Genomic DNA, 26,652 nt, shown 5'->3' on the forward strand with positions numbered 1-26,652 from the left:
GTTTTCTTAACGCTCAGTTACTATAACACCGGGTGGCATTCCGGGTCAAGTACTTTTGTGAAAATATTTTATAACTTCACGATTGTCGGGTGGTGCTCCACCCTGTATCAAAGCAAGACGAAATGTTAGGAGTTTATCCTTTTTTCGGGATTGAAGCTTATGACTTTCATCCGCAAATTTCCAGTATTCCTGAGCAGATTCAACACATTTGAAGGGGGGGGCAAAATATTAAATATCCCGATCGGGTATACTTCTTCAGGTTATCCCCGCAATATACCCGATCGGGATATTTAGTTATTCTTTCTCAATCGACTGCACCGCTCCATAATCAGATCTTTCCAGGCCGCTTGTTCTTGCTTTGGCAGTCGAGAACAATTCAGTTCAGCTAAAATCTTCTTTTCCTGCGCCAGCATCTGATCCAGAAGTCGCTCTGCCTGTTTCTTCTGGAGTCCAACGCGTAAAGCAAACTGCAGAAAATCTTTCCGATGCAGATTTTTCTTTTTGCCATTGAGCGTAAGAGCAGTTTCTTCCTGATCAGATGGCAGGACAATGTTGACCGGAAGAATATCGTAAATCTTTGAAAGCGAATATTCACGGCTTCCCGGTCTTTCTTCGATGAGCGACACATTTTTCAAATGCAGATCAGAATTTCCTGTGATGAACGAAAAAACGAGCAGTGAAAACAGAATCGTCAGATCCAGCCCAGGCTGCATCGAATATTCAGCAATTTTGCGCCCGATGGCTTCATACGATCCCCGGTATTTGTCTCGTGTTAAGCGACCAGTAAGCTGACAGAAATCTTCCATGGCCAGTTTGCCCTGCTTGCAGCGATCAATTCGGCGCGTGATGTAGGCATATTGGTCTTCCATTCGAATCAACGCAAAAGGAACAGTCCGGATTCCCGCAGCCACAGCCATACGCATAGCTGTCTCTTCAAATTCTGGAAGCCAGGGATACTCTTTATTTTGCGGTTTGAGGATATATCCAGATGGATAGTCAACCAAGGTTAAGCGTGGCTGGCCGTCCCTGGACAAATGAAGAGAAATCTTTTTTTGAACACCGGGAACAGTCAAACCTTGCATGATTGTTCGCTTGGCCAGTTCTTCAATCGTCTTCGAATCCAAATCCAGTTTAGGAACTTCCAAGAAGCCAAAGAACTCTTGCGCGCATTCTGTGTGCCATTCACTTTCTTTTTCTTCTAAAGAAGCAGAAGGCCGGATTGGACGATTACAGTAAAGACAGCGTTTCATCATCAGACCTCCTTGGGGTAAATTGTTACATCACCAATACAGTCACGGCAGGATACCAGCAGCAAGCCAAAGCGATCCATACCATCGAGTTTCCAATTCTTCACTGCAAGATCCAGAAGATAACCTTCAGGAATCAAGCCATCAAAGAAAGGAAACAAAACAGAAGATGAAAATGGCTCTTCCCGGATAGGAAGAGTTAAGGAAACAGCAGGAAGTTGATTGGCCGCATAGTCGGCGTTATAAGTAAATCGATATCCTTCCTCTGTTTCCTCCAGAAGACCGCAATATCGTTCCTGGACAAAAACCGCGGCCTTTCGCAAACTTAAAATTTGTTCAGTCATCGTTCAAGTCCTTTTGTCGAACCGGGGCAGCCACCGCTCCAAACATCCACAAGGCCTGATTGACTTTATCCATCCGCACTGTATTTTTGCCTTGTTCCAGATCACGAACGAAGCGAAGGCCTAATCCTGAGCGAAGAGCAAATTCTTTTTGCGTTAAGCCCGCCTTTTTTCGCTGTTCGCGCACCCACCGGCCGATTAGATTTTGTTGATTCTCCATACCATCCACCTCTGTTTGCTTCTCATTTATTGTTAACCATGCTCATTCTTTCCACACAATCGTTTTGTTCTTGTCTTATCCGATCATATTTTCTCAAGTATACCCGATCAGGAATCTAAAGTGTATGCCACATAGAAAAAAAAAAAAAAAAAAAAAACTGAAGAATATCGGATTTCTCCTTTATCCTTCAGGGATTTGCTTTTGTCTGGCGACTTCCTATTTTTGCTTTTACACTATCGTCGGCGTTCAATGGCTTAACTTCCGTGTGCGAGATGGGAACGGGTGTGACCCATTGGCTATCGTCACCATACTGGTTTGTCTTACGACTTAACCATTTTATCTCATGGATCTTTCAAAAACAAACATCAGCTTCGACATAACTTTGGTTACAGTTATGTTCTGATCATTTCTGATCGTTTACTTCTTATTACCGCCTGTCTGTGATTTTGAATGATTCTGGAATCATTGTCTTTAACTTGCGTCTTTGACTCTGTTTCCATATCCTTCATTCTTCATCACTCCAACAGGCGCTCTCGTTTATCTTAGATTAAGCTTTCGACCGATTAGTACTGGCCAACTTCATGGATCACTCCACTTCCATACCCAGCCTATTTCCTTGTAGTCTTCAAGGGGTCTTATCTACCGCAGATCTTATCTTGGGGCTGGCTTCGCACTTAGATGCTTTCAGCGCTTATCCATTCCCTGCTTGGCTGCCCGGCTGTGCCACTGGCGTGACAACCGATGCACCATTGGCAGGTCCATCCCGGTCCTCTCGTACTGAGGACAGCTCCCCTCAGATCTCCTGCGCCCACAACAGATAGGGACCGAACTGTCTCACGACGTTCTGAACCCAGCTCGCGTACCGCTTTAATGGGCGGACAGCCCAACCCTTGGAACCGAATCCAGCTCCAGGATGCGATGAGCCGACATCGAGGTGCCAAACCCCGCCGTCGATGTGAACTCTTGGGCGGGATCAGCCTGTTATCCCCAGGGTAGCTTTTATCCGTTGAGCGACGGCCCTTCCATTCGGTACCGCCGGATCACTAATCCCGACTTTCGTCCCTGCTCCACTTGTTGGTGTCGCAGTCAGGCGCGCTTTTGCATTTGCACTCTCTGTCTGGTTTCCATCCAGACTGAACGCACCTTTGGGCGCCTCCGTTACTCTTTAGGAGGCGACCGCCCCAGTCAAACTGCCCGCCTGGCACTGTCTGTAAGATTCTCTCTTCACGTTAGGGCTTCAAATCATCAGGGGCGGTATCCCAACGGCGGCTCCAAAGAAACTGGCGTTCCTTCTTCATAGCCTCCCGCCTATCCTGTACATGATCATCCAAAACCCAATACCAGGCTGCAGTAAAGCTCCATGGGGTCTTTCCGTCTAGTTGCGGGTAACCTGCATTTTCACAGGTACTAAGATTTCACCGAGTCTGCTGCCGAGACAGCGCCCAAATCGTTTCACCTTTCGTGCGGGTCAGAACTTACCTGACAAGGAATTTCGCTACCTTAGGACCGTTATAGTTACGGCCGCCGTTCACTGGGGCTTCGGACCACTGCTTCTCCTTGCGGATAACAGATCCCCTTAACCTTCCAGCACCGGGCAGGTGTCACCCCATATACTTCGCCTTGCGGCTTTGCATAGAGCTGTGTTTTAGTTAAACAGTCGCTTGGGCCTTTTCACTGCGGCTCTCTCGAGCGCCCCTTCTTGCGAACGTACGGGGCAATTTTGCCGAGTTCCTTGGCAACAGTTCTCTCGCTCACCTTCGCTTGCTCAGCGCGCCCACCTGTGTCGGTTTTGGTACGGGCCGCAATAAAGTTTAAGCTAGAAGCTTTTCTTGAAAGCCGCTCCATGTGCTTGGCTACTTTCTTTCAATTTCGCTTACCCTTCACGCTCTGTACGCATTGATCCGGATTTGCCTGGATCCGTACTGCCGCGCTTGGCCCTCAATCCATTAAGAGGGTCACACTTCCCGTCTTTGTCACTCCATCGCCTTTATTGCGGGTGCAGGAATCTTCGCCTGCTTTCCATCTGCTTCGCCTGTCGGCTTATCATTAGGTCCCGACTGACCCAGGGCGGACGAACCTTCCCCTGGAATCCTTGGGCTTTCGGTGTGCAGGATTCTCACCTGCATCTCGCTACTCACACCGGCATTCTCACTTCCATGTCCTCCACAGACTCTCACGATTCTGCTTCCATGAACATGCAACGCTCCCCTACCATAAAAATCTTTCAATCCTTATCCGCGGCTTCGGCAGATGACTTAGCCCCGGTACATTTTCGGCGCAGGGCCACTCGACTAGTGAGCTGTTACGCACTCTTTAAAGGGTGGCTGCTTCTGAGCCAACCTCCTAGTTGTCCGTGCGTCCCCACATCCTTTTCCACTGAGTCATCATTTTGGGGCCTTAGCCGGCGGTCTGGGCTGTTTCCCTCTTGAGCATGGACCTTATCACCCACACTCTGACTGCCAACTTTTCTCCTTGCGGCATTCGAAGTTTGATTCCATTCAGTACCCCGGGATGGGGCCATCATGAATTCAGTGCTCTACCTCCGCAGGCTTGCGTTAACGCTAGCCCTAAAGCTATTTTGGGGAGAACCAGCTATCTCCGGGTTCGATTGGAATTTCTCCGCCAGCCACAGGTCATCCGCCAGCTTTTCAACGATGGTCGGTTCGGTCCTCCACAAAGTTTCACCTCTGCTTCAACCTGCCCATGGCTAGATCACCCGGTTTCGGGTCTGCTCCTGGCTACTTCATTCGCCCTGTTAAGACTCGCTTTCGCTTCGGCTTCGCATTTTCCTGCTTAACCTTGCATCCAAAAGCAGCTCGCCGGTTCATTCTACAAAAGGCACGCCATCACCCTTTGACGGGCTCTGACTTCTTGCAGGCATACGGTTTCAGGTTCTCTTTCACTCCGCTTGCGCGGTTCTTTTCACCTTTCCCTCACGGTACTTCTTCACTGTCGCTCACTCTTACTTATTCAGCCTTGGCGGATGGTCCCGCCTGCTTCCGACAGGATTTCACGTGTCCCGTCGTACTCAGGATCTCGCTGACTACTTGGCTTGCTTTCCAGTACAGGGATTTCACCTTCTGTGTCCGTGCTTTCCATCACGTTCCTGTTCACTCGCGTTTTGTCTGGTGCGCTCCTACAACCCCATATCGCTATGGTTTGGGCTAATTCCCTTTCGCTCGCCGCTACTCGGGAAATCACTGTTGTTTTCTTTTCCTCCGGCTACTTAGATGTTTCAGTTCACCGGGTTGCTCTCCATATCATCAAAGATATGGATGACTGGATATGACTCCAGCCGGGTTCCCCCATTCGGATACCTGCGGATCGTCGCTTTCCTGACAGCTCCCCGCAGCTTTTCGCAGTCTGATGCGTCCTTCATCATTCAAGAGTGGCAAGGCATCCTCCGTACGCCCTTCCTTGCTTGATCTAGTTTCAAATATGCTTGTTTTTAACTATGCTTTTTCGAGATTTTTCTAATAAGAACTGTTAACTGTTTTCTGACTTGGTAAATCTTGTGACTTCAAAGATTGAATTTCTTCTCTCTTTTCAGTCAGTTACTTTCGTAACGTTGTTACTTACAACTTACGTCAGACCTTCTGTTATGTCTTATACTGATGTTCGTTTTTCAAAGATCCATGGTTTAGACTGTTTCTTCTGTACTTCTCTTTTGAACTTTGTTCTTCGAGAAGAAGATGATTTACAGTCTGGAAGATCGCTCTTCCAAAACTCTGTTACAGACTCCAACTTAGTTACTTAATGCTTCCTTGTACTTTCTCCTTAGAAAGGAGGTGATCCATCCCCACGTTCCCGTAGGGATACCTTGTTACGACTTAACCCCAGTCATCGGCCCCGCCTTCGACGACTCACTCCTTTTCAGGTTATGCCATCGGCTTCGGGCGTTGCCGGCTTCCATGGTTTGACGGGCGGTGTGTACAAGGCCCGGGAACGTATTCACCGCGGCATGCTGATCCGCGATTACTAGCGATTCCAACTTCATGAAGTCGGGTTGCAGACTTCAATCCGAACTGGGACGCCTTTTCTCGGGTTCGCTCCACTTCACAGCTTCGCTTCCGTCTGTAGGCGCCATTGTAGTACGTGTGTAGCCCAGGCCATAAGGGGCATGATGATTTGACGTCATCCCCGCCTTCCTCCGGTTTGTCACCGGCAGTCTGATCTGAGTCCTCATCTTACTGGTAGTAACAGATCACGAGGGTTGCGCTCGTTGCCAGACTTAACTGAACATCTCACGACACGAGCTGACGACAACCATGCACCACCTGTGTGGATGATAACCTCCAACTTATCTCTAAGTCTTCGCATCCCATGTCAAGGCCTGGTAAGGTTCTTCGCGTTGCTTCGAATTAAACCACATACTCCACCGCTTGTGCGGGCCCCCGTCAATTCCTTTGAGTTTCACACTTGCGTGCATACTCCCCAGGCGGAGGAGTCATTGCGTTAGCTTCGGCACCGGGGTTCTACCCCCGACACCTGCTCCTCATCGTTTAGGGCGTGGACTACTAGGGTATCTAATCCTATTTGCTCCCCACGCTTTCGTGCCTGAGCGTCAGTAACAGTCCAGGCGGCCGCCTTCGCCACTGGTGTTCTTCCATATATCTACGCATTTTACCGCTACACATGGAGTTCCACCGCCCTCTCCTGTCCTCGAGCGTGACAGTTTCCAAAGCCTGTACAGGTTGAGCCCGTACCTTTCACTTCAGACTTGCCACGCCGCCTGCGCACCCTTTACGCCCAATCATTCCGGATAACGCTTGCCACCTACGTATTACCGCGGCTGCTGGCACGTAGTTAGCCGTGACTTTCTGGCAGGTTACTATCAAAAGAAAAGCATTTCCTCTTTCCTTCTTTTCTGACCTGCAACAGAGCTTTACGATCCGAAGACCTTCCTCACTCACGCGGCATTGCTCGTTCAGGCTTGCGCCCATTGACGAAAATTCCCTACTGCTGCCTCCCGCAGGAGTCTGGGCCGTGTCTCAGTCCCAGTGTGGCCGATCGCCCTCTCAGGCCGGCTATGCATCATCGTCTTGGTAGGCTTTTACCCTGCCAACTAACTAATGCACCGCAGATCCATTCATCTCCCAGGCTTTAGGGCCTGTTTCAAAAACAGAAGATGCCTTCTGTTTTCCTATGGGGTTTTAGACTTCGTTTCCAAAGCGTATCCCCCGGATATGGGCAGGTTATCTACGTGTTACTCACCCGTTCGCCACTGAACACAAAAGTGTTCCGTTCGACTTGCATGTATTAGGCATGCCGCCAGCGTTCATCCTGAGCCAGGATCAAACTCTCCATTTGATATTGACTCAACGCTATTGCGTTTATATTTCGTGAATTGATTATTGAAGTATTAAGTGTTGTTTCAAGAATCGACGTGTTAATTTCGAATATTGAATTGTCTGTAATCAGAGTTTTCAAAGAGCCATCCGTTTGTGAGTTAATCAACTTCCCTCACAAGGCTTGTTTATCTTATCATCTGCCATATTGGAAGTCAACATCTTTTGTGAAATATTTTTAGGAATTTCACAATCAATGATTTCTTCGATATCTAAAGATGATTTGCGTCAGATCAGCGGCTTTGTTGCCGCGTTTTCTTAACGCTCAGTTACTATAACACCGGGTGGCATTCCGGGTCAAGTACTTTTGTGAAAATATTTTGTAAATTCACATTCTGATCAAACACCCTGTTTTGAATTCCCAGTTCTTTTTGACCAGTGAATTAGAGAATACACCTGTTTTTGGATCCGGTCAAGAAATATGTTCTGTTAGCGGGTGTACTCACCCAAAGACCGGGCTTTGTTTTTACTATAGTACAGTTTGCTTTCTTCACCGCCTATGCCATGGATCCTCAAAGGGCAGTCTGCCATATTTTTTGCCATCCCTGCCCAATATATCAAATATTAACTGTTTAATATCATAGCCATAGTCAGCTAACCATGGATTGAAGTAGGTCCCCCGCTTATGGCCCGCTCACTACAATGTTTCCATAGCCTGGATTTTATGAAAAAACATATGTGGAATTAGCTGCAAGGAGCTCATCCGTGTTGATCAGTTCATTGATTGCCTTCGTATCCGTCTCATTGACGATAGCAGCTGATGCTAATTTTAAAATTGATAGAGTCATCCTCCATTTTTCTATAGTATAGGAGCGCCGATTTTGCAAGATTGGCCAGAATGGATAAAGCGATGAGGTGCGGATTGGATCCAGAGACCTTCTCCTATCAAGAAATCTGCTCCGTACAACTGAGCTGCTCTTTTCAAAAGCGACTTGTTCAAGAGCTATTCCAAAAAAATTTCAAAAAATAGAAGCAGCCCCACAAATCCGCGTATATACAAGTACCAAGATTAAAGTGCTCTGCTGCTCAATTGAACCTTGTCAATTGAAAACCGAGTATTTGCTTGGCCATAAGAAATAGAGGTGAGATAACTTCCATGAATCCTTTAATCAAAAATTTGAATTTCGATTTTGAAGCAGCCAAACAACAGCTGACTCATATTGCGAAAAGCGTTCTTGAATCCAGAAAGCCGCTTGAAGAACGTGTTGAAGATCTGAAGAAAACCTATAACAAGACCATTCAGGAGACAATTGCCAAAATGGATGTCAGCGATTTCCAGGCCATTCCAGGCTTTAAAAATACTGTCAGATCCCGTATGCTTACAAACCATACAATCAATAGTCATTCAGTCGTGGAAGATAAAGTCGTATTGGCTTATTGGAAACAACTGGCCATTGAAGAACAACTATCTATTCTCAAGTGTTTAAAGAATAAACGAGCACAGAAGATTGTTCACGCTTGTGCATTGGCAGATACAGCCTGCCAGCGCAAGCTAAAAGAACTTCCTCATCAAGATTCTTGTGACATCATCACTGCGATGTTGGACAATAATCTGTTCGATCAACTTTTAACAAATTGTATTGATGATCTTGCCTGCAATCAAAGACTTGAGATGTATCGAAATGTTGTCCGAACAAAAAACATTCCTGAATATGTCAAATGGGTCGAAAATTATAACGCCTGGCTGACAAACTCACATTATCGTCACCATTCAAAAATTGATGAAGACTTGTTGGATATGTCACCTGCGAACGCTGCCAATATCCTCTACTCTATTCGCCATGCATTTCAATTAGACGAAGAATGTGGGGGAACGATGCCAATTTATCTTGATGCTTTAGAGTTCTGGGCCCAGCTGATGTCGGATGCCGCCGTTGAAGCAGGTCTCAAAGGCACAGAACAAGGGTTCTTTTTAAAACAGGCTGACGAAGAGCTGCGTTTGGCTGATCTCTATTCTGACCACGATTGCTTATATTCCTATCCTGAGTACAGCGATCAGGACATTTTAGCTGATCTGCAATGCAATCCCCACTATAAAGAGGTCTGGCAGCGCTGGAATACGCTTAAACAAACGCTGGTTTCTAAACTGACCAGCCTGCCCGCTTTGCCGAATCGCTATCCAAAAGCTAGATCTATGAATCGGCGAGTGACGATTCATGTAGGTCTAACAAATTCTGGCAAAACCTATCAAGCCATTCTGGCTTTAAAAAATGCAAAAACCGGTATTTATTGTGCGCCGTTGCGTCTGTTAGCTGCCCAGACTTATACCGATCTTCAAGAAAGCGGCCTTCATACTTCGCTCATCACTGGTGAAGAACAAAATATCGATAATCAGGCCACTCATGTTGCTTCGACCGTTGAAACATCCGATCTCAATCATGTTTACGACGTAGCAGTGATTGATGAATGCCAGATGATTTTTGACTTAGACCGCGGTGGTTTTTGGACAGAAGTCATTCTTGGTCTGCAGGCTCACGAGCTTCATTTATGCACGGCCCCCGAAGGATTACAAACACTGGTTTCCTTGATCGAAAGCTGCGGGGATAGTTATGAAATCATTAGCCACGAGCGAATGACACCTCTCATCCAACAGCCATCACCAGATCTCAGCCACCCACAACCAGGTGACGCTTACATCGTCTTTTCTAAAACAGCGGTATTTACGGTGGCCGCCGAGCTGGAAGAAAAAGGAATGGTCTGCGCTAAGCTGTTTGGATCTCTGCCATATGAGACCAAGCAGCTGGAAGCCAAACGCTTTGCCTCTGGTCAGGCACCGGTACTGGTCGCTACCGATTGTATTGGAATGGGTATGAATCTTCCTATTTCGCGAATCATCTTTTTAGAAGATGAAAAATATGATGGCCATAACCGCCGCACTCTTTACCCAGGTGAAATTGCGCAAGTTGCAGGCCGGGCCGGTCGGTATGGAATTTATGAGAATGGGATTTTTTGCCTGCCCCATCAAAGCAAAGGTCAGAAGAAGAAGCTGCGCGAATATTTAGAACGCAAATCGGACTATTCGCAACCACCCGTTGTTGGGCCTCCTCGTTTTTTATACACAATGCCAGGGCGTTTATCGGAAAAACTGGAGATTTGGAAAACAGAGAGTAAAGTAGATTCCGCATTCGTCCAGCAAAATGTATCCGCAGATATTCTGAAAGCCAGAGAAGCCGAAAAATATCTCGCTAATGAAAATCTCGCGGCTGTTTTTAGTACGATGACATTCAATTTTGAAAATCCTATCCTTCATGAATATTGGATTGCGTTGATGAAAGCCGGTATTGGCAAAGATATCCAAAAGATGCGCCCGGATCATTATCACTGCTACGAAAATACTCTGAATCAGCATGATATTGACAGTCTGACTACTCTGTTTGCGTTATGGGATCTTTATTATCAATATGCCCGTATGTCAGAATCCACTTTCGAACAAGAATACGCTCAACACAAGCGGCATGAAATCGCCCATACGATCGCAAACCTTCTTCTTCAACCGTCTAAGGGCAGAACTTGTAAATACTGCAACAAGAAGCTGTCCTGGAATTATCCCTATAGTATGTGTCAAAACTGCCATGACAAGATTTACGGGCCATCTCCTGATAGCGATGACTTTGATTTTGACGATGAGCCCAACTGGTGGTAGGTGTCGCAAGAAGACAGAGATCAATCAACATCGATCTCATAAACTTATCGTTCTGTTTATCTTAGGGATCTTGAGCGATGCTTGTCCTGATGATGCGGAATTGTCATTTAAAAATCCCGGCGTTTCTGTCTTGCCGGGATTTTGTACTGATTTAGGATTGTCAGAAAATTCTGAAAACTCTACTTCTGGTTTCTGACTTTGAGTTCTTCAAGGATTTTGAGGGATGAACTGGTTCCGATGCGGGTTGCTCCAGCATCAATCATCGCAAGGCAGGTATCCAGATCTCGGATGCCGCCGGCGGCTTTGACCTGAACGTTCGGGCCGCAGTTTTCTTTCATCAGGCGCACATCTTCCAGTACGGCCCCGGAAGGTCCAAAGCCGGTAGAAGTCTTGATAAAGTCCGGGCCAACTTTTGCGGCGATGCAGGCCAGCTGCTTGATTTCTTCTGATTCCAGATAGCAGTTTTCGAAAATGACTTTGCACAGGACATGGTTCTCGCGGCAGATCTTCACAATCCGGCGCATTTCTTCTTCCAGATAGTCCCAGTCATGCATTTTCGCTTTGCCGATATGGATGACATAGTCGATTTCATCTGCTCCATTTTCAATGGCTTTGGCCGTTTCAAAACATTTGGTGTCCAGATCACTTTGTCCTAACGGAAAAGAGATCGCAGCTCCAACATGGACTGGACTGTTGGCAAGCTGTTTTTTGCAGAAGGAAGTCCATTGGGAATTGATCGCCACCATGGCAGCGCCAATCTGATCTGCTTCCTTGCATAAACGAATCAGATCTTCATCCATTCCATAGGGCTTGAGGTAAGTGTGGTCAAAATATGCGGCCAGTGTTTTTGCATCAAGTGTGTTTGGCATACAGGCTCCTTTTTGTCATGCATCTTTTGGATGCCTGGCTTCGATGTATCGTTATCTTCTATTATGGCAGACGGGAATCAAAAAGATCAGTTCAATTTCCTGCATGATGTTGTGCAAAAAGCCGATCTGTTTTCAGGTGAATTGGTTTTCATCCAAAAAGACCTGGACATTCAATGGAACATCCAGGTCGATTCGATTTAGATTTGATTCACTCGTGCGGCTGCAAAGAGGATTCAGAGAAAATCATAGATGGATCGTCGTAGAGAAAGTCCACAACTTCAGCGGTTGTCATTTCACGCAGATGATCAGGATCCGGCAGGGCTTCTTCACTGAAGCGAAACTGGTCATAGTCAAGAAACGAAGAATCGGCCAGTGGATCCCAGCCATTATTCTGGTACAGCAGGGCTGTTTCATAGGCAATCCCTTCTGTTCCAGACATGCGTACCCCAGGAGGAGAACTATGCACCATTAAAACGCTGCCATCTTCAAACTGGCCTAACGCAATGTAGACATGGCCTTCTTCGCTCATGATATCGCCAGGCAGAATTTCACTGACCTCTTTGGCCTCCCGCCGCTGGCCAAGATTGAGTCCGCTTAAAAATTCGTCGGACTGATCAGATTTGACCACGTAATCCCGTTTGTCATCGAGCGTATTATAGAGCACCCAGCCTAAATAGCCGGAGCAGTCCAGGCCATTGTGGATTTCGTAGGCGTGATCTTCTGCAATATACCCATCGAGGTTTTCTTCATAGAACGTTTTCCAGCCTGGTGCCATTCCCAGCGTATTGGCCTCCATACCGCCGGCGGTGTCTTCTTCATTCCAGCCGCCGCCCCACACATAGAGCACCTGATCTTTTGGCCGCAAAGCCGTGCGTAAAAAATCTGTCAAGGTCGGTTTTTGCTCTTCTGGTTTCTGGCTTGTACATTCAAACTGACTGGAAGCCTGTGAAGAAGTTGAGAGTGAGGATTCCTTATTCGAGGAATCAGAGAGCGTTGAAATGGTCATGGAATTTACCTGGCAGCCTGCAAGGGAAACACTCAGGGGCATCAGAAGAGCCAGGTAAGTGAGTCGACGACAGGTCTGCAGGCGATGAGAAATTCTTGTTTGTATCTGATCCAAAATGTTGTGCATGTCTTCTCACTTCCTTTCTGATCGCAAAAACCTCCGCCCAAAAGAGCGAAGGCTTCAATAGGATGTAATCTTTGAATGTTTTTATAGATCGCTTTCGAAAACTCAGACCGCCAGGCTCTGAATTTGAGAACTGTCCTGGGCAGAGTCAGAAGTCTGCGACTGGCTCGAGGAGCTTTCCGGTTCGGCAACTGGAGCCTGCGTTTCAGGAACGACCTCTGGCTGAACCGTTTCAGAACTCTGGGCCGAACTTTCGTCGCCGCCAAGCTCTTTCTGAATGGCTTCGGACATTTTCTTCTTCTGCTCTTCAGTCATTTCCGGCAGTTTCTGGCCATCTGGACCATCACGGTCTTCAATGACATCAGGCGGTGTCGACATCTGGGCATTGAGTTCGAGATAAGGAGTCATGTCGTAAGCAGAATAGACTCCACTGTAGTAGCGGTTGGTGAAATAGGATAACACCATGGCGCCGACTTCTCCTAAAATATCCAGACCATCTTTTTTTGAGGCACAGGAGTAAATCGATAAGGTGAAAGGCGGAGTTCCATTATAAATGCCAACCGCATTGCGGACTTCATTGATATTTCCAATTTTCTGAATATACGTGCCTGGTACATCCCGGTTGAGGAACGTGTTATAGGCGGTGTACTGCAGCCAGTATTTCAGATCGTTAAACGTTCCTGGTGTTTCATAGATATACTTTAACAGCCGCATCATGTAGTCAGCGTTAATCAGGTTTTCGGATTCAATATAGAAATCTGAGGTCTGTGGAACACTGGCATATTTAGCGACAATTTCTTTGAAGGCTGTATAGCCGCCAATGTTGGAATATAACATATGGCCGGCGATGTTATCCGAATATAACAGGGCAGCTTCCAGAAGTTCATCAATCTGAATTTTGTCACCGACTTTGTATTTCCGGTGAATTGGCTGATTGAGGTTTTCATCATCCTCTTCTTCCCGCATTTCTTCGGTATAGACGAGGGTATCGCTCGGGTTAATACGACCAGCCGCAATCTCTTCATAGTAGTAAACACAAAGGGGGAGTTTATAGGTCGATGCTGCCGTAAAGTTCTGGCGGGCGTTGTTGGATTCAACCGTTTCACCGGTCACCAGATCTTGAATTGCCCAGGAGACTTTGGTCGGATCAATGCCTTTATTGGTCAGGTAGTCATTGATCTGAACTTTCAGATCCGCCAGAGAGTTATCTTCAAACATCGCTTCCATGGTCGTTTTTGCGGCAGCCAGTCTGACTAAAGCCGGACTTGGATCAGCCGCAACGCTTGCGGTAATCTGGGTGGTATTCGAAATCGAACCGGATGTACTGGAGGAGGTGGAGGAAGAATCAGCAATGGTTTCACTGACCTTCTCTTTATTTCCGGAGCGGAACATGTTCACAACTCCGTACACGGAAAAACAGGCCGTGCAGACAATTGCCAGCGCGACAACAATTACAATCCCCAGTCGGACAGGATCGTATCTAAGTCTTCTTTTTTTCTTCTTGCGCTTTTTGCGCATGTTCTTCGTATCAGCCATACCATGTATATTATAAGATGTAATATCAGAGTCAATCCCGCCAGCCAGATCCAAACCAAAAAACTGACCAAAATACGAGGGAATAAACAAACTGTACAGCCTTTTCAAAAAAGAAAAGCAATTTTCATCTTTTAAGGCATCAATTTGCATTCTTTGTTTACTCTTGTCTGCCTTTTGCTTTCGTCCCAGCTCCCTTTATCATCTTTTTATTCAAAAATTACAATCTGTATAAGACTGCTCAGGATTGGAACCTGCCCGTTTTCTTTTTTCAGCGCGTTCCAGTATTTTCCCCTTTCTGCCCTTCTGCTCATCTGGCCAGCTGACTTTGAAATGATCGTGATGGATTTAGAGTGGTTTTAAACTAAGGCTCATTTTGGATCTTACGCAAATGTAGTTTTTAACACTAATGATTCTGGCGAATGAATAAGCTTGCATCATTCATATTGTTGATTCAATAACAATACCTAATTCGAGATGAGTTTGCCTATCGCATTTTGGGTTATCGGACTTAGCGGCAATTGTTATCGTTGATAATAGTGATGATAGCTAAACACACTGTTTGCGTAAGAACCCTCATTTTTACCAGTCAAGATTAAAAGGGCCGTTTATCGAAAGCATCCAACGCGCGGTCTTCAAAATTCAGATTGTCGTCGGGATGGCATGAAAGAGACAATCAACCACCCATTCTTCTTCTGGCGCAAAAACAGGAGCCATCGAATCCTGTGCTTTTTGAGCAATCTCAACGACACCTTCAATGATTTTGCAGGCGAGCTTTACCGCATTATTGAGATCATCGATGGAACAGAAGGAGCAGCAGCTGTGGGCATATCTTGTCGGGATGCCGATGACAATCGTTGGAATATTATGGGTATGCAAAATGCCGCCGTTGGTTCCCCCGCCTTTGCGGACCGCAATCTGGAGCGGCAGATCGTTTTTACGGGCAATCAGGCGGGCAAAATCGAGCCATTTAGGATGCGTAATCATCGATTTATCAAACGCGCGGATCATCGGACCTTTTTTCAGCGCACTGGTCGGAAAAGGTTCGCCAAAGGTATCGTCCGCCGGACAGCCTTCAAAACAAATCGCCAGTTTTCCTTCCAAAGCTTCCACAGCAGCCATCATGCCGCGTTCGCCTACTTCTTCCTGGGCAGTAAAGAGGGCTTCAACATGGGACAGTTCTTGATCCTTCAGCCCTTCGAGCGTCATCATGGCAGCCGCGCAGCCGATCCGGTCATCAAAAGCCTTTCCACAAAATGTATTGAACCGCCAGTCAAACGTACATTCGGTGTGTGGCACGACAAAACAGCCTGGCTCTACTCCGGCTTCAAGCACCTGATCCCGGCTGCCTGCTCCAATATCGATATGCAGGCTGGAGAAGTTGGGCTGTTTTTTATTTTGGCCATTTTGAAAATGGGGTGGAATACTGGTGACAACACCCCGGATAAAATCGCCATTCACGGTGCGAATGGTCACGGCCTGTCCAGCCGCATTGACCGGATCCCAGCCCCCTAAAGGCAAAAAGGAGAGTGTTCCATCGGTCAGAACATTCTGGACCATGAAACCCACTTCATCCATATGGGCATCCAGAATGATCCACGGCCGGCTCTTTTCGGCCTTTTCGACATACAGATTTCCGATGCTGTCCCTGGAAAAGCTGTATCTTGGCTTGATGTGAGTCTGCAGGCGGGTACAGATCTCGTCTCGAACTTCATCTTCCAGCCCGGATGGGCCAAAAGCGCTGCTTAATGCCTGGACCAGTTCAATCGTTTTCTTCTTTTCGACCTGGGCTTCCGTCTGGTTGTTCAGGGGGTTGCTCAGGCCCTTTGGTTTCTGTTTTTTTCTCTCTGCCATAAATGAATTCCTTCCTATGCACTCTCTATCCAGTCACTCTCTTTTATAATGCAAAGTAGTCAGGCTGTTGATTGCCGGGATAAATTTTGGATCTTACGCAAATGTGGTTTTTAGCACTGGTAACCTTGATGAATCAAGGGAATATCGCCATTCACATTGTCGATCAGGTAACTTTATCTAATTCAAATTGGATATACCTATGACATTTTGGATTATTACGAGCGGTTGCAATCACTAATGTTAATAATAGTGATTGTCATTGAACACGCTATTTGCGTAAGAACCTAAATTTTCACGATTCTTTGATTCCATCTTCAATCCGGTTTTTCTGGGATCTCTGGATCCGGCACTTGTCCTAAACGGGATCATAAATCTGTTTATCGTTTTTCGATTCCTTTCAGAACCAGACGCAGCCTCTCAATTTTTGAACCAGACGTGAGAATTCATTCACGATTTCCACGTTTGATTCGTTATAGAATAAGAATCGATATTTTTACTGTACAACCTGCCTCTGATTTTTGTCTGCTCCCTCATGTTTTTTTTCCATTGATCCGTCTATCGGTGCGAAAGGAGTGTCTATGTCGAAATATATTGAGATCGCCCGTGAACTATCTGAACGAATTACCCATAAAACATATCCACCTAACTCCTATCTGCCCAGTGAAAACGAGTTGTGTAAAGAGTTTGATGCCAGCCGGGATACAGTGCGCAAGGCACTCAACCTGCTTGCCGATCGAAAAAGTATTCTCAAAGAAAAAGGGAAAGGCTCAAAAGTTCTCCCTGTTGATATTGTGACCTTTCCAGCTTCTGGTCTGATTTCCTTTAAGGAACTGGCGATGCGGTCCCCACAGACAATTGAGACGGATGTCATCCGCTTTGGACTGACTGACGATCCCTATATTCTTGAAAAGCTGACCATGCCGGAAGGATCTAAAGCCCTGGAAATCTATCGCATCCGCTCTTATGATGGCGAACGGATTATTGAAGACCGGGATTATCTCAATCCCGAAGTGATTCCCGGAATGACTCCGGAAATTGCGCAGGATTCCTTATATCAATATATCGAACAGGTTCTGGGCAAGCCGATTGGCTTTGCGCGCAAGGAAATTACCGTCGAACCTGCCTCTGAATTTGATCAGGAACATCTGGATCTCAAAGGTGGCAATTTGCTTGTGATCGTCCGCTCCCTGACTTACCTGGAAGATGCGACACTCTTTGAGTACACCGAATCGCGCCATCGCACCGATAAATTCAAATTCCTTGATTTCTCTCGCCGGGAACGTTTATAGCGTTTCCGTTTTTTCGTTTTCGGATCCAGGCTGTTTCAAGCCTGTACTGTAAGCAGCCCTGGATGGTGCCTGGCTGCTTTTCAGGCTGCCTTCTTTTGAACTCGCTTTTTCAGCTGTCCATACACCAACAAGATCTCGGCTCGTTTTTGGGATGCCGGCATGTTGTTTTTGCTGAACCTGGGTTTTGCCGCGGGTGTTTTCTAAAGAGGATCGCCTTTATCCATCCAGATTTATCATCCGATCGGGAGTTTATTTCATCTTTTTATAATTATCCAAAACGTTCACACAAAATCATTCGCAATTTTTCCATATTTTCGTTGACAGAACCTGTACGTACAAGTTATAGTAAGAGCGTCAAAAGACATGTACGTACAAGTTAAAGAAATTTATAGAAATTCGTTTAGTAGAGAGCGTTTCCATACGGAAACTGAGGAGAAAAACATGGCTGATTATCAAAAGGAAGCGAAAGAGCTTCTGAAACTGGTCGGCGGCAAAGAGAACATCGTCTCCGTCGCCCACTGTGTCACCCGCATGCGCTTTGTTCTGGCTGAACCGGACAAAGCAGACGTAGCGGCAATCGAAAAACTGCCCACCGCAAAAGGGACTTTTACTCAGGCTGGTCAGTTCCAGGTCATCATCGGTAATGATGTAACCAACTATTACGATGACTTCATCAAAGTCTCCGGTCTGGAAGGAGCATCCAAAGATGCAGTAAAACAGGCTGCCAAAACCAATCAGAACTGGCTGCAGCGCCTGATTGGCAACCTTGGTGAGATCTTCACGCCGATTATTCCGGCTCTGGTTCCGGTGGTCTGATTCTGGGCTTCCGTAACTGCATTGACTCCCTGTATCTGTTTGAAAATGGCACCAAAACGTTATGCGATATTTCTCAGTTCTGGAGCGGCGTCGACAGTTTCTTATGGCTGATCGGTGAGGCGATCTTCCACTACTTACCTGTAGCCATCACCTGGTCTATTACCCGCAAAATGGGCACCAGTCAGATTCTGGGTATTATTCTGGGAATCACCCTGGTTTCCCCACAGTTATTAAACGCTTATGCGGTGGCTTCTACAGCTCCTGCTGATATTCCAGTCTGGGATTTTGGATTTGCGACAGTGCGCATGATCGGCTATCAGGCGCAGGTCATTCCGGCAATCATGGCGGGATTTGTTCTGGTTTATCTTGAACGCTTCTTCCAGAAGATCACGCCGGCAATCGTATCCATCATCGTTGTTCCCTTCTGCTCTTTGGTTTTAGCGGTTTTAATCGCTCATACCATCGTTGGTCCAATCGGATGGGTACTTGGCGACTGGATTTCCAAAGTTGTTTATGCTGGACTGATGAATCCACTGGGCTGGCTGTTTGCGGGTGTATTTGGCCTGCTTTATGCTCCACTTGTCATCACTGGTCTGCACCACATGTCCAATGCGATTGACTCGCAGCTGATTTCGACTTATGGCGGCACGATCCTCTGGCCAATGATCGCCTTAAGCAACATTGCTCAGGGTTCTGCTGTTCTTGGCTTCTCCTTATTAACCCGTAAAAATGAACGTCTCCAGCAGGTTGCTTTGCCAGCAGCAATCTCCTGCTACTTAGGCGTAACTGAACCTGCATTATTTGGTATTAACTTAAAATATGGCTTCCCAATCGTGTGCGGCATGATTGGCAGCTCCATTGCTGCAATGTTCTCTGTTGCCTTTGGCATCAGCGCTATCTCGATTGGTGTCGGCGGTCTGCCGGGGATCCTGTCCATCTTCCCACAGTACTGGGGCTTATTTGCCATCGCTATGGTGATTGCGATTGTGATTCCATTTACACTGACTTACGTATGGGGTAAATCCCACCTGTCTGCTGAAGTTCTGTATGGCGAAGCTGAACCTGAAAAACAGCTCACTCCAGAACAGGCTGCAAAAGATGTAATCTTAAATGCTCCAATGACTGGAACACTGCTTCCATTATCTGAAGTTGAAGACCAGGCATTTGCTTCTGGTGCCATGGGTCAGGGGTTTGCGATTGATCCAACCGACGGCCTTGTTCTTGCCCCCTGCGATGCTGAAGTCATGATGATTTTCCCAACAAAACATGCAATTGGCTTAAAGACAATCAAAGGCGAAGAAGTCCTGATTCACTTAGGTATGGACACGGTTGAGCTCAATGGTCAGGGATTTAACCTGCGTGTTCAACAGGGTGACCTGGTCAGCGCCGGTGATCCACTGGTTGAAATGGATCTCGATGCCATCCGCAAAGCGGGCAAGCCTGTTATATCCCCAGTTGTTGTAACAAGCGGCCAGAATGTAAAACTGCTCACTCAGGGGGCCATCAAAGCGACTGATGAGGCTGCAGTTATCCTGCCAACAGCCAACGACTAATCGCTTTATTCCGATTTTCCTGCTTTACCCTTTGCTTCTTACCTGTCAATATCCTTTCGTCTGCCCCTTTTGCCGCCTCTCTTTCTGTCATGGCAAAAGGGGCAGACTTGAAAATGCAAACCCGAAAAGGAAGCCAAAGGCCATCAGGCAAAACTGAGAAATAGAAAAAGAGAAACAAAATCTGAAATAGACAAAACTCTGAAGTGAACAAAACTCTGAGGTAACAAAATTCTGAAATGAGGAAAGGATGAATACATATGGATTGCTCTAAAGAAGTGGTTTATCAGATTTATCCGAAGTCGTACCAGGATACCACGGGCAATGGTCTTGGCGATCTTCGCGGCATTATTTCCCATCTTGATCATTTGAAAGATCTTGGCGTCACCATGATCTGGCTTAACCCCATCTTCCCATCTCCCCAAAAGGACAATGGCTACGATGTGGCTGACTATACCGCCATCAATCCAGACTATGGAACGATGGAAGACTTTGAAGAACTGATCGCCCAGGCCCGCAACCGCAAGATTGGCATCATGCTCGATATGGTATTCAACCACACCTCAACGGAACATGAGTGGTTCAAAAAAGCCCTGGCTGGCGATGAAAAATATAAAAACTACTACATCTGGAAAAAAGGCAAAGACGGCAAGCTGCCAACCAACTGGCCATCCAAATTTGGCGGTCCGTGCTGGCAGTATGTGGATCAGTTTGATGAATACTATCTTCACCTTTTCGACCCCACCCAGGCCGATCTGAACTGGGAAAATCCAGAAGTGCGCCAAGAACTGGTCAACGTCCTGAAATTCTGGATTGAAAAAGGCGTCAAAGGCTTCCGCTTTGATGTCGTCAACCTGATCGATAAAAATTCCTATCAGGAGGCACCAAAAGGATCGGAAGGCAAAGAATTTTATACCGACGGCCCAAAAGTCGGCCAGTATCTCCACCAGCTGTATGACGAAGCGTTAGGCCAGGCCAATGCCATGACGGTTGGTGAAATGTCGGCCACCTCTATCGATCGTTGTGCCGGTTATTCCCGCCCTGAAAGCGAAGAACTGTCCATGTGCTTTAACTTCCATCATCTGAAAATCGACTACAAAGACAAGCAGAAATGGACGCTGATGCCCTTTGATTTCCAGGAACTCAAAGATCTGATGTTCACATGGGATACCGAAATGGAAAAAGAAGGCGGCTGGAATGCGATTTTCTGGAACTGTCATGACCAGCCCCGGGCTCTTTCCCGCTTTGGCGATCCCGTCAACTATCCAAAAGAATCGGCCAAGATGTTAGCTAGTGTGCTCTTCACCCGCCGCGGTACTCCCTATCTGTTGTATGGCGATGAAATCGGCATGACCAACATCAACACCAAAGCCATCGCGGACTATGTCGATGTCGAAAGCCTCAATGCTGCCCAGATGTTAAAGGAAAAGGGCCTTTCGGATGCCGAGATTTTAGAAACGCTCCAGTCCAAGAGTCGCGACAACGGCCGCAGTCCAATGCAATGGACAAGCCAGGCCAATGGCGGCTTTACAACCGGCAAGCCATGGCTGATGGTCAACGACAATATCGATACCGTTAATGTAGAAGCGGTGAAGAAAGATCCAGATTCCATCTACGCCTACTATCAGAAACTCATCGATCTCAAAAAGAACAATCCTGTCCTCCAGAAGGGCTCAACCGTTCCTTTACTGGACGACGATGAAAATCTGTATGCCTTCAAGCGTGTCCTGGATGACAAGGAACTGCTTTGCATCCATAACTTCTATGGCAAAGAAGCGCCGCTGGCTTTAGATCTGCATGGCTATGATCGCATCCTGTCCAACTATCCGAATTTCAGCGAAGAGACAAAGACACTTCGTCCTTACGAATCCCTGATTCTGGAAAAAAGATAAAACGGATTTGCACAAAGTCAACACTGGACCAAGCCACAACCGGCAAACCAAGTGTCTTCACTCTTATTCTTGCAATTCAGAAACACCATAGATCTGGATGGTGAACGGCGCCTGCTTCCGTTTCTCAAAATTCTTCTCATTCTTCCATCCTTCTGACAGAACAGATTGATCCCCTGTCTTTCAGATCCATGGAATCTGGGATGTTGTTTTGAGGCCTGGAAGTCCTGGTTCATCCCCAGATCTTTACCAACTTAACGTATTTTTCTCACTCTACAAAAATTCCCATCCGCCACAGCCAGGCAGATGGGAATTTTTCGTTGAAGATTCCAATTGTTTTTGTCCAAGTTTCCATTGGTGTCAACCAACGGTGTCGATAGAGACAAGGATGATAGAAATAAGGATAAAGTCATTCAGGCAGATTCAATTCAGTCTGAATACTTCTGTCTGAGATAAGCATTGATACCCGCGCTCAAAGCGCCAAACAAAATTCCAGCGACCGCCCAGATAATCCAGGTGCGGCTCCATTGATTGGAAAGAAACGACCAGGCCAGATAAATGGCAGTCACTAACGTCCAGTACACACCCGCGAATGGTTCAATGACTTTATTGACTTTCTTGGCAGACGTTGTGTAATCGTCTTCCTGAAGCAGAATATCTGTCGCTTCTTTTAAAGTGATAGCCCGCACGATAAAATTGACGCCCACCGCGACAAATCCCAGCAAAACGCATACGCCGATCAACAGGAAGGATCCATTGTTTTTCATAAACAGGCTCGCAAAGATCGCAATGGGCGAAAGAATGCAAAGCACAATACCGGTCGCCATCTGTCTTTGGATTTGCGGCTCCCATTCGTCTTTGACCTTTTCGGTAAACATATACGCCTGCCCATCCAGCCGGAAGCTTTCCTTTTCCAGATATTCATAGGGCTGAACTAAAGGTTCATCCCGAATGATTTTATAGACACCGAAAGCAACCAGTCCCAACAGGAAACAGAGTCCCAGACCAACAGCCATTTCTGAAGCCATGGCCATGCCAAGCCAGCCAAGCTCACGGATGGCGAACAAAAAGAGCAGAGGAATGACACTGGAAATCAGGACCGACACACTCAGAGCCATTCGAGGCGCCGTATATTCTTTGACTTCTAAAAATCGCTTTGCGCTCATCAGATCAACCACTTTGTTCGAGGGAATGTCCGGCATTTGAGGATTTTGGTCTGCCATCATGATCTCTTTTCCAAAACCGTCTTCCTGATCCCCTTCATTGGATTCCAGATCTTCAAATGTAACAGGAGCCAGCTGTCGATCGCTTTTGAGCAGCGTATCCGTACTGACTTCAAACAGATCGGACAGAATCAGAATTTTATCCAGGTCTGGCATACTCTGTCCACTCTCCCATTTGGACACTGCCTGACGGGAGACACCAATCTGGGCAGCCAGTTCTTCCTGACTCCAGCCTCGGCGGCGGCGCAATATAGTCAGTTTTTCAGCAAATTTCATAAAGATATCCTTTCCGGATCCGCAATCCTGCAGACCCTGTCTGATAGAAAGCGACGGACCAGGAAGCAAACAGCCAGCAGGCCTTTCATTTTCCAGCTTTTTTACCCCTGCTCGATCCATCACTTGATCTTAAATTTTGATACGCAGCGCACTCAAGTCCTTGTTTCTTTGAAACCGACTTGATGAGCCCATGATAAAGGACATTCCCAATGCCCGCAACCAACTGCCAGCTTGAAATGTGACAACTATCGGTTGCAACTCCACAAAAAAACTGGCAACAGTTGTCTTCATTCAAAATCAACTTCCCTGTTTTCCCCTGCTTAAATTTCTGACTTTCCCCTGATCGTTCAGATATTTGGCCGAAATATGGCTTTTAAGCATTGTTTTTGGCTGAATTTTGAATGAATTCTATCTGGATCTCCCATTTCAATCGACTTCTTTTTCTCATTTCCGGCTTCTTTCAAATAAAATCCAGCCAATCATTCAGATGAATCCGTTCCCGAGCGCAAGGTCCAGAGCATAAATGGATGGAAGCAGACATCTTTTTTCGCTTTTTGGCCCGCATTCTCCTTGGATTTAGACAGTTTCATACCCGGCAGAATCCTCTTTGCGATCACACAGGATTCTTTTTATCCAGAATTCGAACAGGATCCTTTTGATCCAAAACACGAATTGAGGGGATCTGGTAGAGGGCAGCGGCCAAAAGACTGCACAGAAGACCGCTGATCGCAATCAGAAAACCAGATCCCTGTCCCACTGAACAATGAAGCATTCTGGCAAGACAATCAGCCAGAAGGCCGCCCAATCCATACGCCAGAACATAACCAAGCTGAGAAATAAAGAGTACAACGCCCCAGATTCGCCCCTGCAGTCTGTCTTCAATGTGGGAGCGGATAAGAAAATCAAGCGCCGTATTGGCAAAAGGAAAACAGACAAAGAACAGAAAACTCATTACAGCCAAGAATCCGCCTGAACTGAGGCCAAACCCACACATGGCAAGGCCAGCCAGAAACACAGATCCACACAAAACAGCGATGTAATGAGAATGGAGGCCGCGAACCCCCAGATATAAACTTCCTGCCAGCATTCCCATTCCACTGACTGTTTCGACCCACGCCAGCGTGGAAGAAGAGGCCTGATCAAGAATAAACGGCTGGCAAAGCACCTGGACGATACCGATAAAGAAAGTCAGTCCCGCAAGCAGGCCAAGCAGATATGCGAGTCCCGGATTTTTTTGAAGCGGTTTTCTGATTTCTTTGAGATCCTTCAGAATACTCGTTCTCAAAGATGAATCTGAGGCAAAGTCTGCGCCAACACCCGAAGCAGCCTCCCGGACATGATTTGAACCAACACTGGAATCCGCATCACAGGCAAGGTCTGAATCAACACCACAGACATGTTCTGAGCCAACATCGCAAGCCACATCAAAAGCAGGCGCTGAACCAGCATCGAAATTCCGATCCATTCCTTTTTTCCCTTTTTTACGGATCATTCCTGCACAGAACACCGTCGGAAAAAAAGTCAGCGCATCAAATCCCAATATAGTCTCAATTCCACCATGAACCAGCAGCCATCCGGCAATCATTGGGGAAATCAGATAACGCGCAGCCCCGGCCAGAGAAAACAGGCCACTGGCTCTGGTATATTCTTCTGGAGTAAGCAAATCCGTAATGGTTGCCCGGAAGGCGGGTTCCAGCAGTGCCGAAAACAATGCACTGACAAACAGGCCAAGACAGATCTGGATCAGGCTGGCCCCACCCTGTCGCAGGCAAAACCAGATATACACAATTCCCAGTGCCGAAAGGCCATCTCCAAGCATCATCAAAAGCCGTCGGTCATGACGATCGGCCAGCCATCCGGCAATCAAGGAACAAAACAAAGATGGAGCAAAGGCGGCCAGGGCAACCATTGCGGTTGCATTGGCACTGCCTGTCTTCTGGAAAATATAAACCGACAGACCAAAACTGGTCATACCGCTGCCAATGGAGGAAATCATCTCTCCTGTCCACAGCAGCAAAAATAGCCGCTGGTTCTGGCTGGTGATTTTCCTTTTGTTTTCTACGGCTTGTGGTTCTTGTTTTTGATCCTGTGATCGTTGCCTTTTCAGTTTCTGGCCAAAGCGTTTGGCGGTTTTGTCTGGTGCAAATTTCATACTGATCTCCTTTCCCCTGTCCGGATCTACAAATCCGGTCCATTTTCAGTATTTCCAAGGTATGCACTGCCGACATGGCGTGCCCTGCTCCCTTGATGGGCCTAGGATAAAGAGTCACAGAATAGCGTGCCACCAACTGTCAGCTTGAAATCTGACAACTTTCAGGCGCTCCATCTTCGCAAAACCGTCTTTTCTTCGAGAGCAAATCGCAATTTTCAGTTGCAACGGCAGAAAACATCCCGTTTTGACCGCTCTTTTCAAGACACTCCTGGAATACAGACTTTCAGGATTCCCAAATGGTCCATAACAAAAGCGGCATCGATTTTTTCGAGAATCGATGCCGCTTGTATTGAGATGGATGTTTAAGTTTCAGTGGAATGAGAAAAAAGATTTCCAGACTCTTGTTTAGTCGTGAACTTTCAGGCCATGGAGCATTTCCGCAAACTCTGGCGAGTCATGGTCCACAATATTGCTTTTGCCCAGATCCAGAGAAGCGATTTCCTTCATTTCTTCTGGAGTCAGTTCAAAATCCCAGATATTAAAGTTTTCGATGATTCTTTCTTTATGAACAGATTTTGGAATAACCACAACCCCGCGCTGGATGTTCCAGCGTAAGATGACCTGGCCTACACTCTTGTTATGGGACTGGGCGATCTTAGTCAGAACGGGATTGGCGAAGATTCCAAATTTGCCTTCCGCAAATGGTCCCCATGCTTCTGGCTGAACATGATATTTCTTCATCGTTTCCAGAGCTTGCGGCTGCTGAAAGAATGGATGGAGTTCGACCTGGTCAACAACTGGCTGAACATCAACCGTTAAACAAAAATCAGCTAAACGCGCTGGATAGAAGTTCGAAACACCGATTGCTTTCAGAATTCCGGCATGATAAGCCTCCTCCATTGCCCGCCAGGCGCCATAAATATCACCCATTGGCTGGTGAATCAAAAGCAGATCAATATAGTCAGTATCGAGTTTTTTCAGACTGGTCTGGATGGCCTTTTTTGCGCCTTCATAGCTGGCATCCTGCACCCACAGTTTGGTCGTTAAGAAGATGTCTTTACGATCAACACCACTTTTCTTGATTGCGCGGCCAACAGCTTCTTCATTCATGTAGGCAGCAGCCGTATCGATCAGGCGATAGCCTGCCTCTAAAGCATCGATCACGGCCTGTTCGCATTGTGTAGGATCTGGAACCTGGAAAACCCCAAAGCCTTCCATTGGCATTTTTACACCATTGTTTAATGTGACATATTCCATCGACTTATCCTCCTTG

General features: G+C 46.7%; 15 protein-coding genes and 3 rRNA genes. 5 read left to right on the forward strand and 13 right to left on the reverse strand.

Annotated elements, in window-relative coordinates; genetic code table 11:
* Positions 1-290 precede the first annotated feature (290 nt).
* The 6 genes from U4956_RS06670 to U4956_RS06695 all read right to left on the reverse strand — a co-directional run bounded on the left by U4956_RS06670 (position 291) and on the right by U4956_RS06695 (position 7,118).
* Complete coding sequence (locus U4956_RS06670) at positions 291-1,250, reverse strand: HipA domain-containing protein (protein WP_323089767.1); 960 nt, start codon at positions 1,248-1,250, stop codon at positions 291-293.
* A 2-nt stretch (positions 1,251-1,252) separates the two neighbouring features.
* Positions 1,253-1,591 (reverse strand): HipA N-terminal domain-containing protein, encoded by a 339-nt coding sequence (locus U4956_RS06675; protein ID WP_323089768.1) that lies wholly within the window; start codon positions 1,589-1,591, stop codon positions 1,253-1,255.
* Positions 1,584-1,808, reverse strand: coding sequence for a type II toxin-antitoxin system Y4mF family antitoxin (locus U4956_RS06680; protein WP_323089769.1), 225 nt, complete (start codon positions 1,806-1,808; stop codon positions 1,584-1,586). The genes U4956_RS06675 and U4956_RS06680 overlap by 8 nt, the downstream gene beginning before the upstream one ends.
* 203 nt (positions 1,809-2,011) lie before the next feature.
* Positions 2,012-2,118, reverse strand: a 5S ribosomal RNA gene (rrf, locus tag U4956_RS06685).
* A gap of 233 nt (positions 2,119-2,351) precedes the next feature.
* Positions 2,352-5,235 (reverse strand): 23S ribosomal RNA (locus U4956_RS06690).
* Between the two features lie 354 nt (positions 5,236-5,589).
* Positions 5,590-7,118, reverse strand: a 16S ribosomal RNA gene (locus U4956_RS06695).
* Together the 16S, 23S and 5S rRNA genes form the textbook arrangement of a ribosomal RNA operon.
* Positions 7,119-8,219: 1,101 nt before the next feature.
* Here U4956_RS06695 and U4956_RS06700 point away from each other — a divergent pair.
* Positions 8,220-10,799, forward strand: a complete 2,580-nt coding sequence (locus U4956_RS06700) for a helicase-related protein (RefSeq protein WP_323089770.1) — start codon at positions 8,220-8,222, stop codon at positions 10,797-10,799.
* Between the two features lie 179 nt (positions 10,800-10,978).
* Here the strand turns inward: U4956_RS06700 and deoC are convergent, their stop codons facing one another.
* The 4 genes from deoC to U4956_RS06720 all read right to left on the reverse strand — a co-directional run bounded on the left by deoC (position 10,979) and on the right by U4956_RS06720 (position 16,184).
* Positions 10,979-11,668, reverse strand: a complete 690-nt coding sequence (gene deoC / locus U4956_RS06705) for a deoxyribose-phosphate aldolase (protein ID WP_323089771.1) — start codon at positions 11,666-11,668, stop codon at positions 10,979-10,981.
* Positions 11,669-11,876: 208 nt separating this feature from the next.
* On the reverse strand, positions 11,877-12,674 hold the full coding sequence (locus U4956_RS06710; RefSeq protein ID WP_323089772.1) for a hypothetical protein: 798 nt from the start codon (positions 12,672-12,674) through the stop codon (positions 11,877-11,879).
* A gap of 228 nt (positions 12,675-12,902) precedes the next feature.
* Positions 12,903-14,333 (reverse strand): serine hydrolase, encoded by a 1,431-nt coding sequence (locus tag U4956_RS06715; protein WP_323089773.1) that lies wholly within the window; start codon positions 14,331-14,333, stop codon positions 12,903-12,905.
* A 639-nt stretch (positions 14,334-14,972) separates the two neighbouring features.
* Complete coding sequence (locus U4956_RS06720; protein WP_323089774.1) at positions 14,973-16,184, reverse strand: M42 family metallopeptidase; 1,212 nt, start codon at positions 16,182-16,184, stop codon at positions 14,973-14,975.
* 578 nt (positions 16,185-16,762) lie between these two features.
* Between U4956_RS06720 and treR the strand changes: the two genes are divergently transcribed.
* The 4 genes from treR to treC all read left to right on the forward strand — a co-directional run bounded on the left by treR (position 16,763) and on the right by treC (position 21,731).
* Positions 16,763-17,473, forward strand: coding sequence for a trehalose operon repressor (treR, locus tag U4956_RS06725; protein WP_323089775.1), 711 nt, complete (start codon positions 16,763-16,765; stop codon positions 17,471-17,473).
* Between the two features lie 441 nt (positions 17,474-17,914).
* Complete coding sequence (locus tag U4956_RS06730) at positions 17,915-18,289, forward strand: glucose PTS transporter subunit EIIB (RefSeq protein ID WP_323089776.1); 375 nt, start codon at positions 17,915-17,917, stop codon at positions 18,287-18,289.
* 35 nt (positions 18,290-18,324) lie between these two features.
* Positions 18,325-19,842, forward strand: coding sequence for a PTS trehalose transporter subunit IIBC (treB, locus tag U4956_RS06735; RefSeq protein ID WP_323091471.1), 1,518 nt, complete (start codon positions 18,325-18,327; stop codon positions 19,840-19,842).
* A gap of 257 nt (positions 19,843-20,099) precedes the next feature.
* Positions 20,100-21,731 carry an alpha,alpha-phosphotrehalase gene (gene treC / locus U4956_RS06740; RefSeq protein WP_323089777.1) on the forward strand — a complete coding sequence of 544 codons (1,632 nt, stop codon included), beginning with the start codon at positions 20,100-20,102 and terminating at the stop codon, positions 21,729-21,731.
* 425 nt (positions 21,732-22,156) lie between these two features.
* Here the strand turns inward: treC and U4956_RS06745 are convergent, their stop codons facing one another.
* The 3 genes from U4956_RS06745 to U4956_RS06755 form a co-directional block, all read right to left on the reverse strand.
* Entirely contained in the window at positions 22,157-23,227 is a 1,071-nt protein-coding gene (locus tag U4956_RS06745) for a helix-turn-helix transcriptional regulator (protein ID WP_323089778.1), read from the reverse strand.
* A gap of 613 nt (positions 23,228-23,840) precedes the next feature.
* Positions 23,841-25,379 carry an MFS transporter gene (locus U4956_RS06750; protein ID WP_323089779.1) on the reverse strand — a complete coding sequence of 513 codons (1,539 nt, stop codon included), beginning with the start codon at positions 25,377-25,379 and terminating at the stop codon, positions 23,841-23,843.
* A gap of 405 nt (positions 25,380-25,784) precedes the next feature.
* Complete coding sequence (locus U4956_RS06755; protein WP_323089780.1) at positions 25,785-26,636, reverse strand: aldo/keto reductase; 852 nt, start codon at positions 26,634-26,636, stop codon at positions 25,785-25,787.
* Between the last annotated feature and the right edge of the window lie 16 nt (positions 26,637-26,652).

Source organism: Allobaculum sp. JKK-2023 (assembly GCF_034745455.1).
Taxonomy (GTDB): Bacteria; Bacillota_I; Bacilli_A; order Erysipelotrichales; family Erysipelotrichaceae; genus Allobaculum.

Coding starts and splice junctions, on each gene's coding strand:
- U4956_RS06710 (WP_323089772.1), bottom strand. CDS start 12,674: ATGACCATTTCAACGCTCTCTGATTCCTCGAATAAGGAATCCTCACTC.
- deoC (WP_323089771.1), bottom strand. CDS start 11,668: ATGCCAAACACACTTGATGCAAAAACACTGGCCGCATATTTTGACCAC.
- U4956_RS06670 (WP_323089767.1), bottom strand. CDS start 1,250: ATGAAACGCTGTCTTTACTGTAATCGTCCAATCCGGCCTTCTGCTTCT.
- U4956_RS06750 (WP_323089779.1), bottom strand. CDS start 25,379: ATGAAATTTGCACCAGACAAAACCGCCAAACGCTTTGGCCAGAAACTG.
- U4956_RS06755 (WP_323089780.1), bottom strand. CDS start 26,636: ATGGAATATGTCACATTAAACAATGGTGTAAAAATGCCAATGGAAGGC.
- treC (WP_323089777.1), top strand. CDS start 20,100: ATGGATTGCTCTAAAGAAGTGGTTTATCAGATTTATCCGAAGTCGTAC.
- U4956_RS06720 (WP_323089774.1), bottom strand. CDS start 16,184: ATGGCAGAGAGAAAAAAACAGAAACCAAAGGGCCTGAGCAACCCCCTG.
- U4956_RS06730 (WP_323089776.1), top strand. CDS start 17,915: ATGGCTGATTATCAAAAGGAAGCGAAAGAGCTTCTGAAACTGGTCGGC.
- U4956_RS06680 (WP_323089769.1), bottom strand. CDS start 1,808: ATGGAGAATCAACAAAATCTAATCGGCCGGTGGGTGCGCGAACAGCGA.
- U4956_RS06675 (WP_323089768.1), bottom strand. CDS start 1,591: ATGACTGAACAAATTTTAAGTTTGCGAAAGGCCGCGGTTTTTGTCCAG.
- U4956_RS06745 (WP_323089778.1), bottom strand. CDS start 23,227: ATGAAATTTGCTGAAAAACTGACTATATTGCGCCGCCGCCGAGGCTGG.
- treR (WP_323089775.1), top strand. CDS start 16,763: ATGTCGAAATATATTGAGATCGCCCGTGAACTATCTGAACGAATTACC.
- U4956_RS06715 (WP_323089773.1), bottom strand. CDS start 14,333: ATGGCTGATACGAAGAACATGCGCAAAAAGCGCAAGAAGAAAAAAAGA.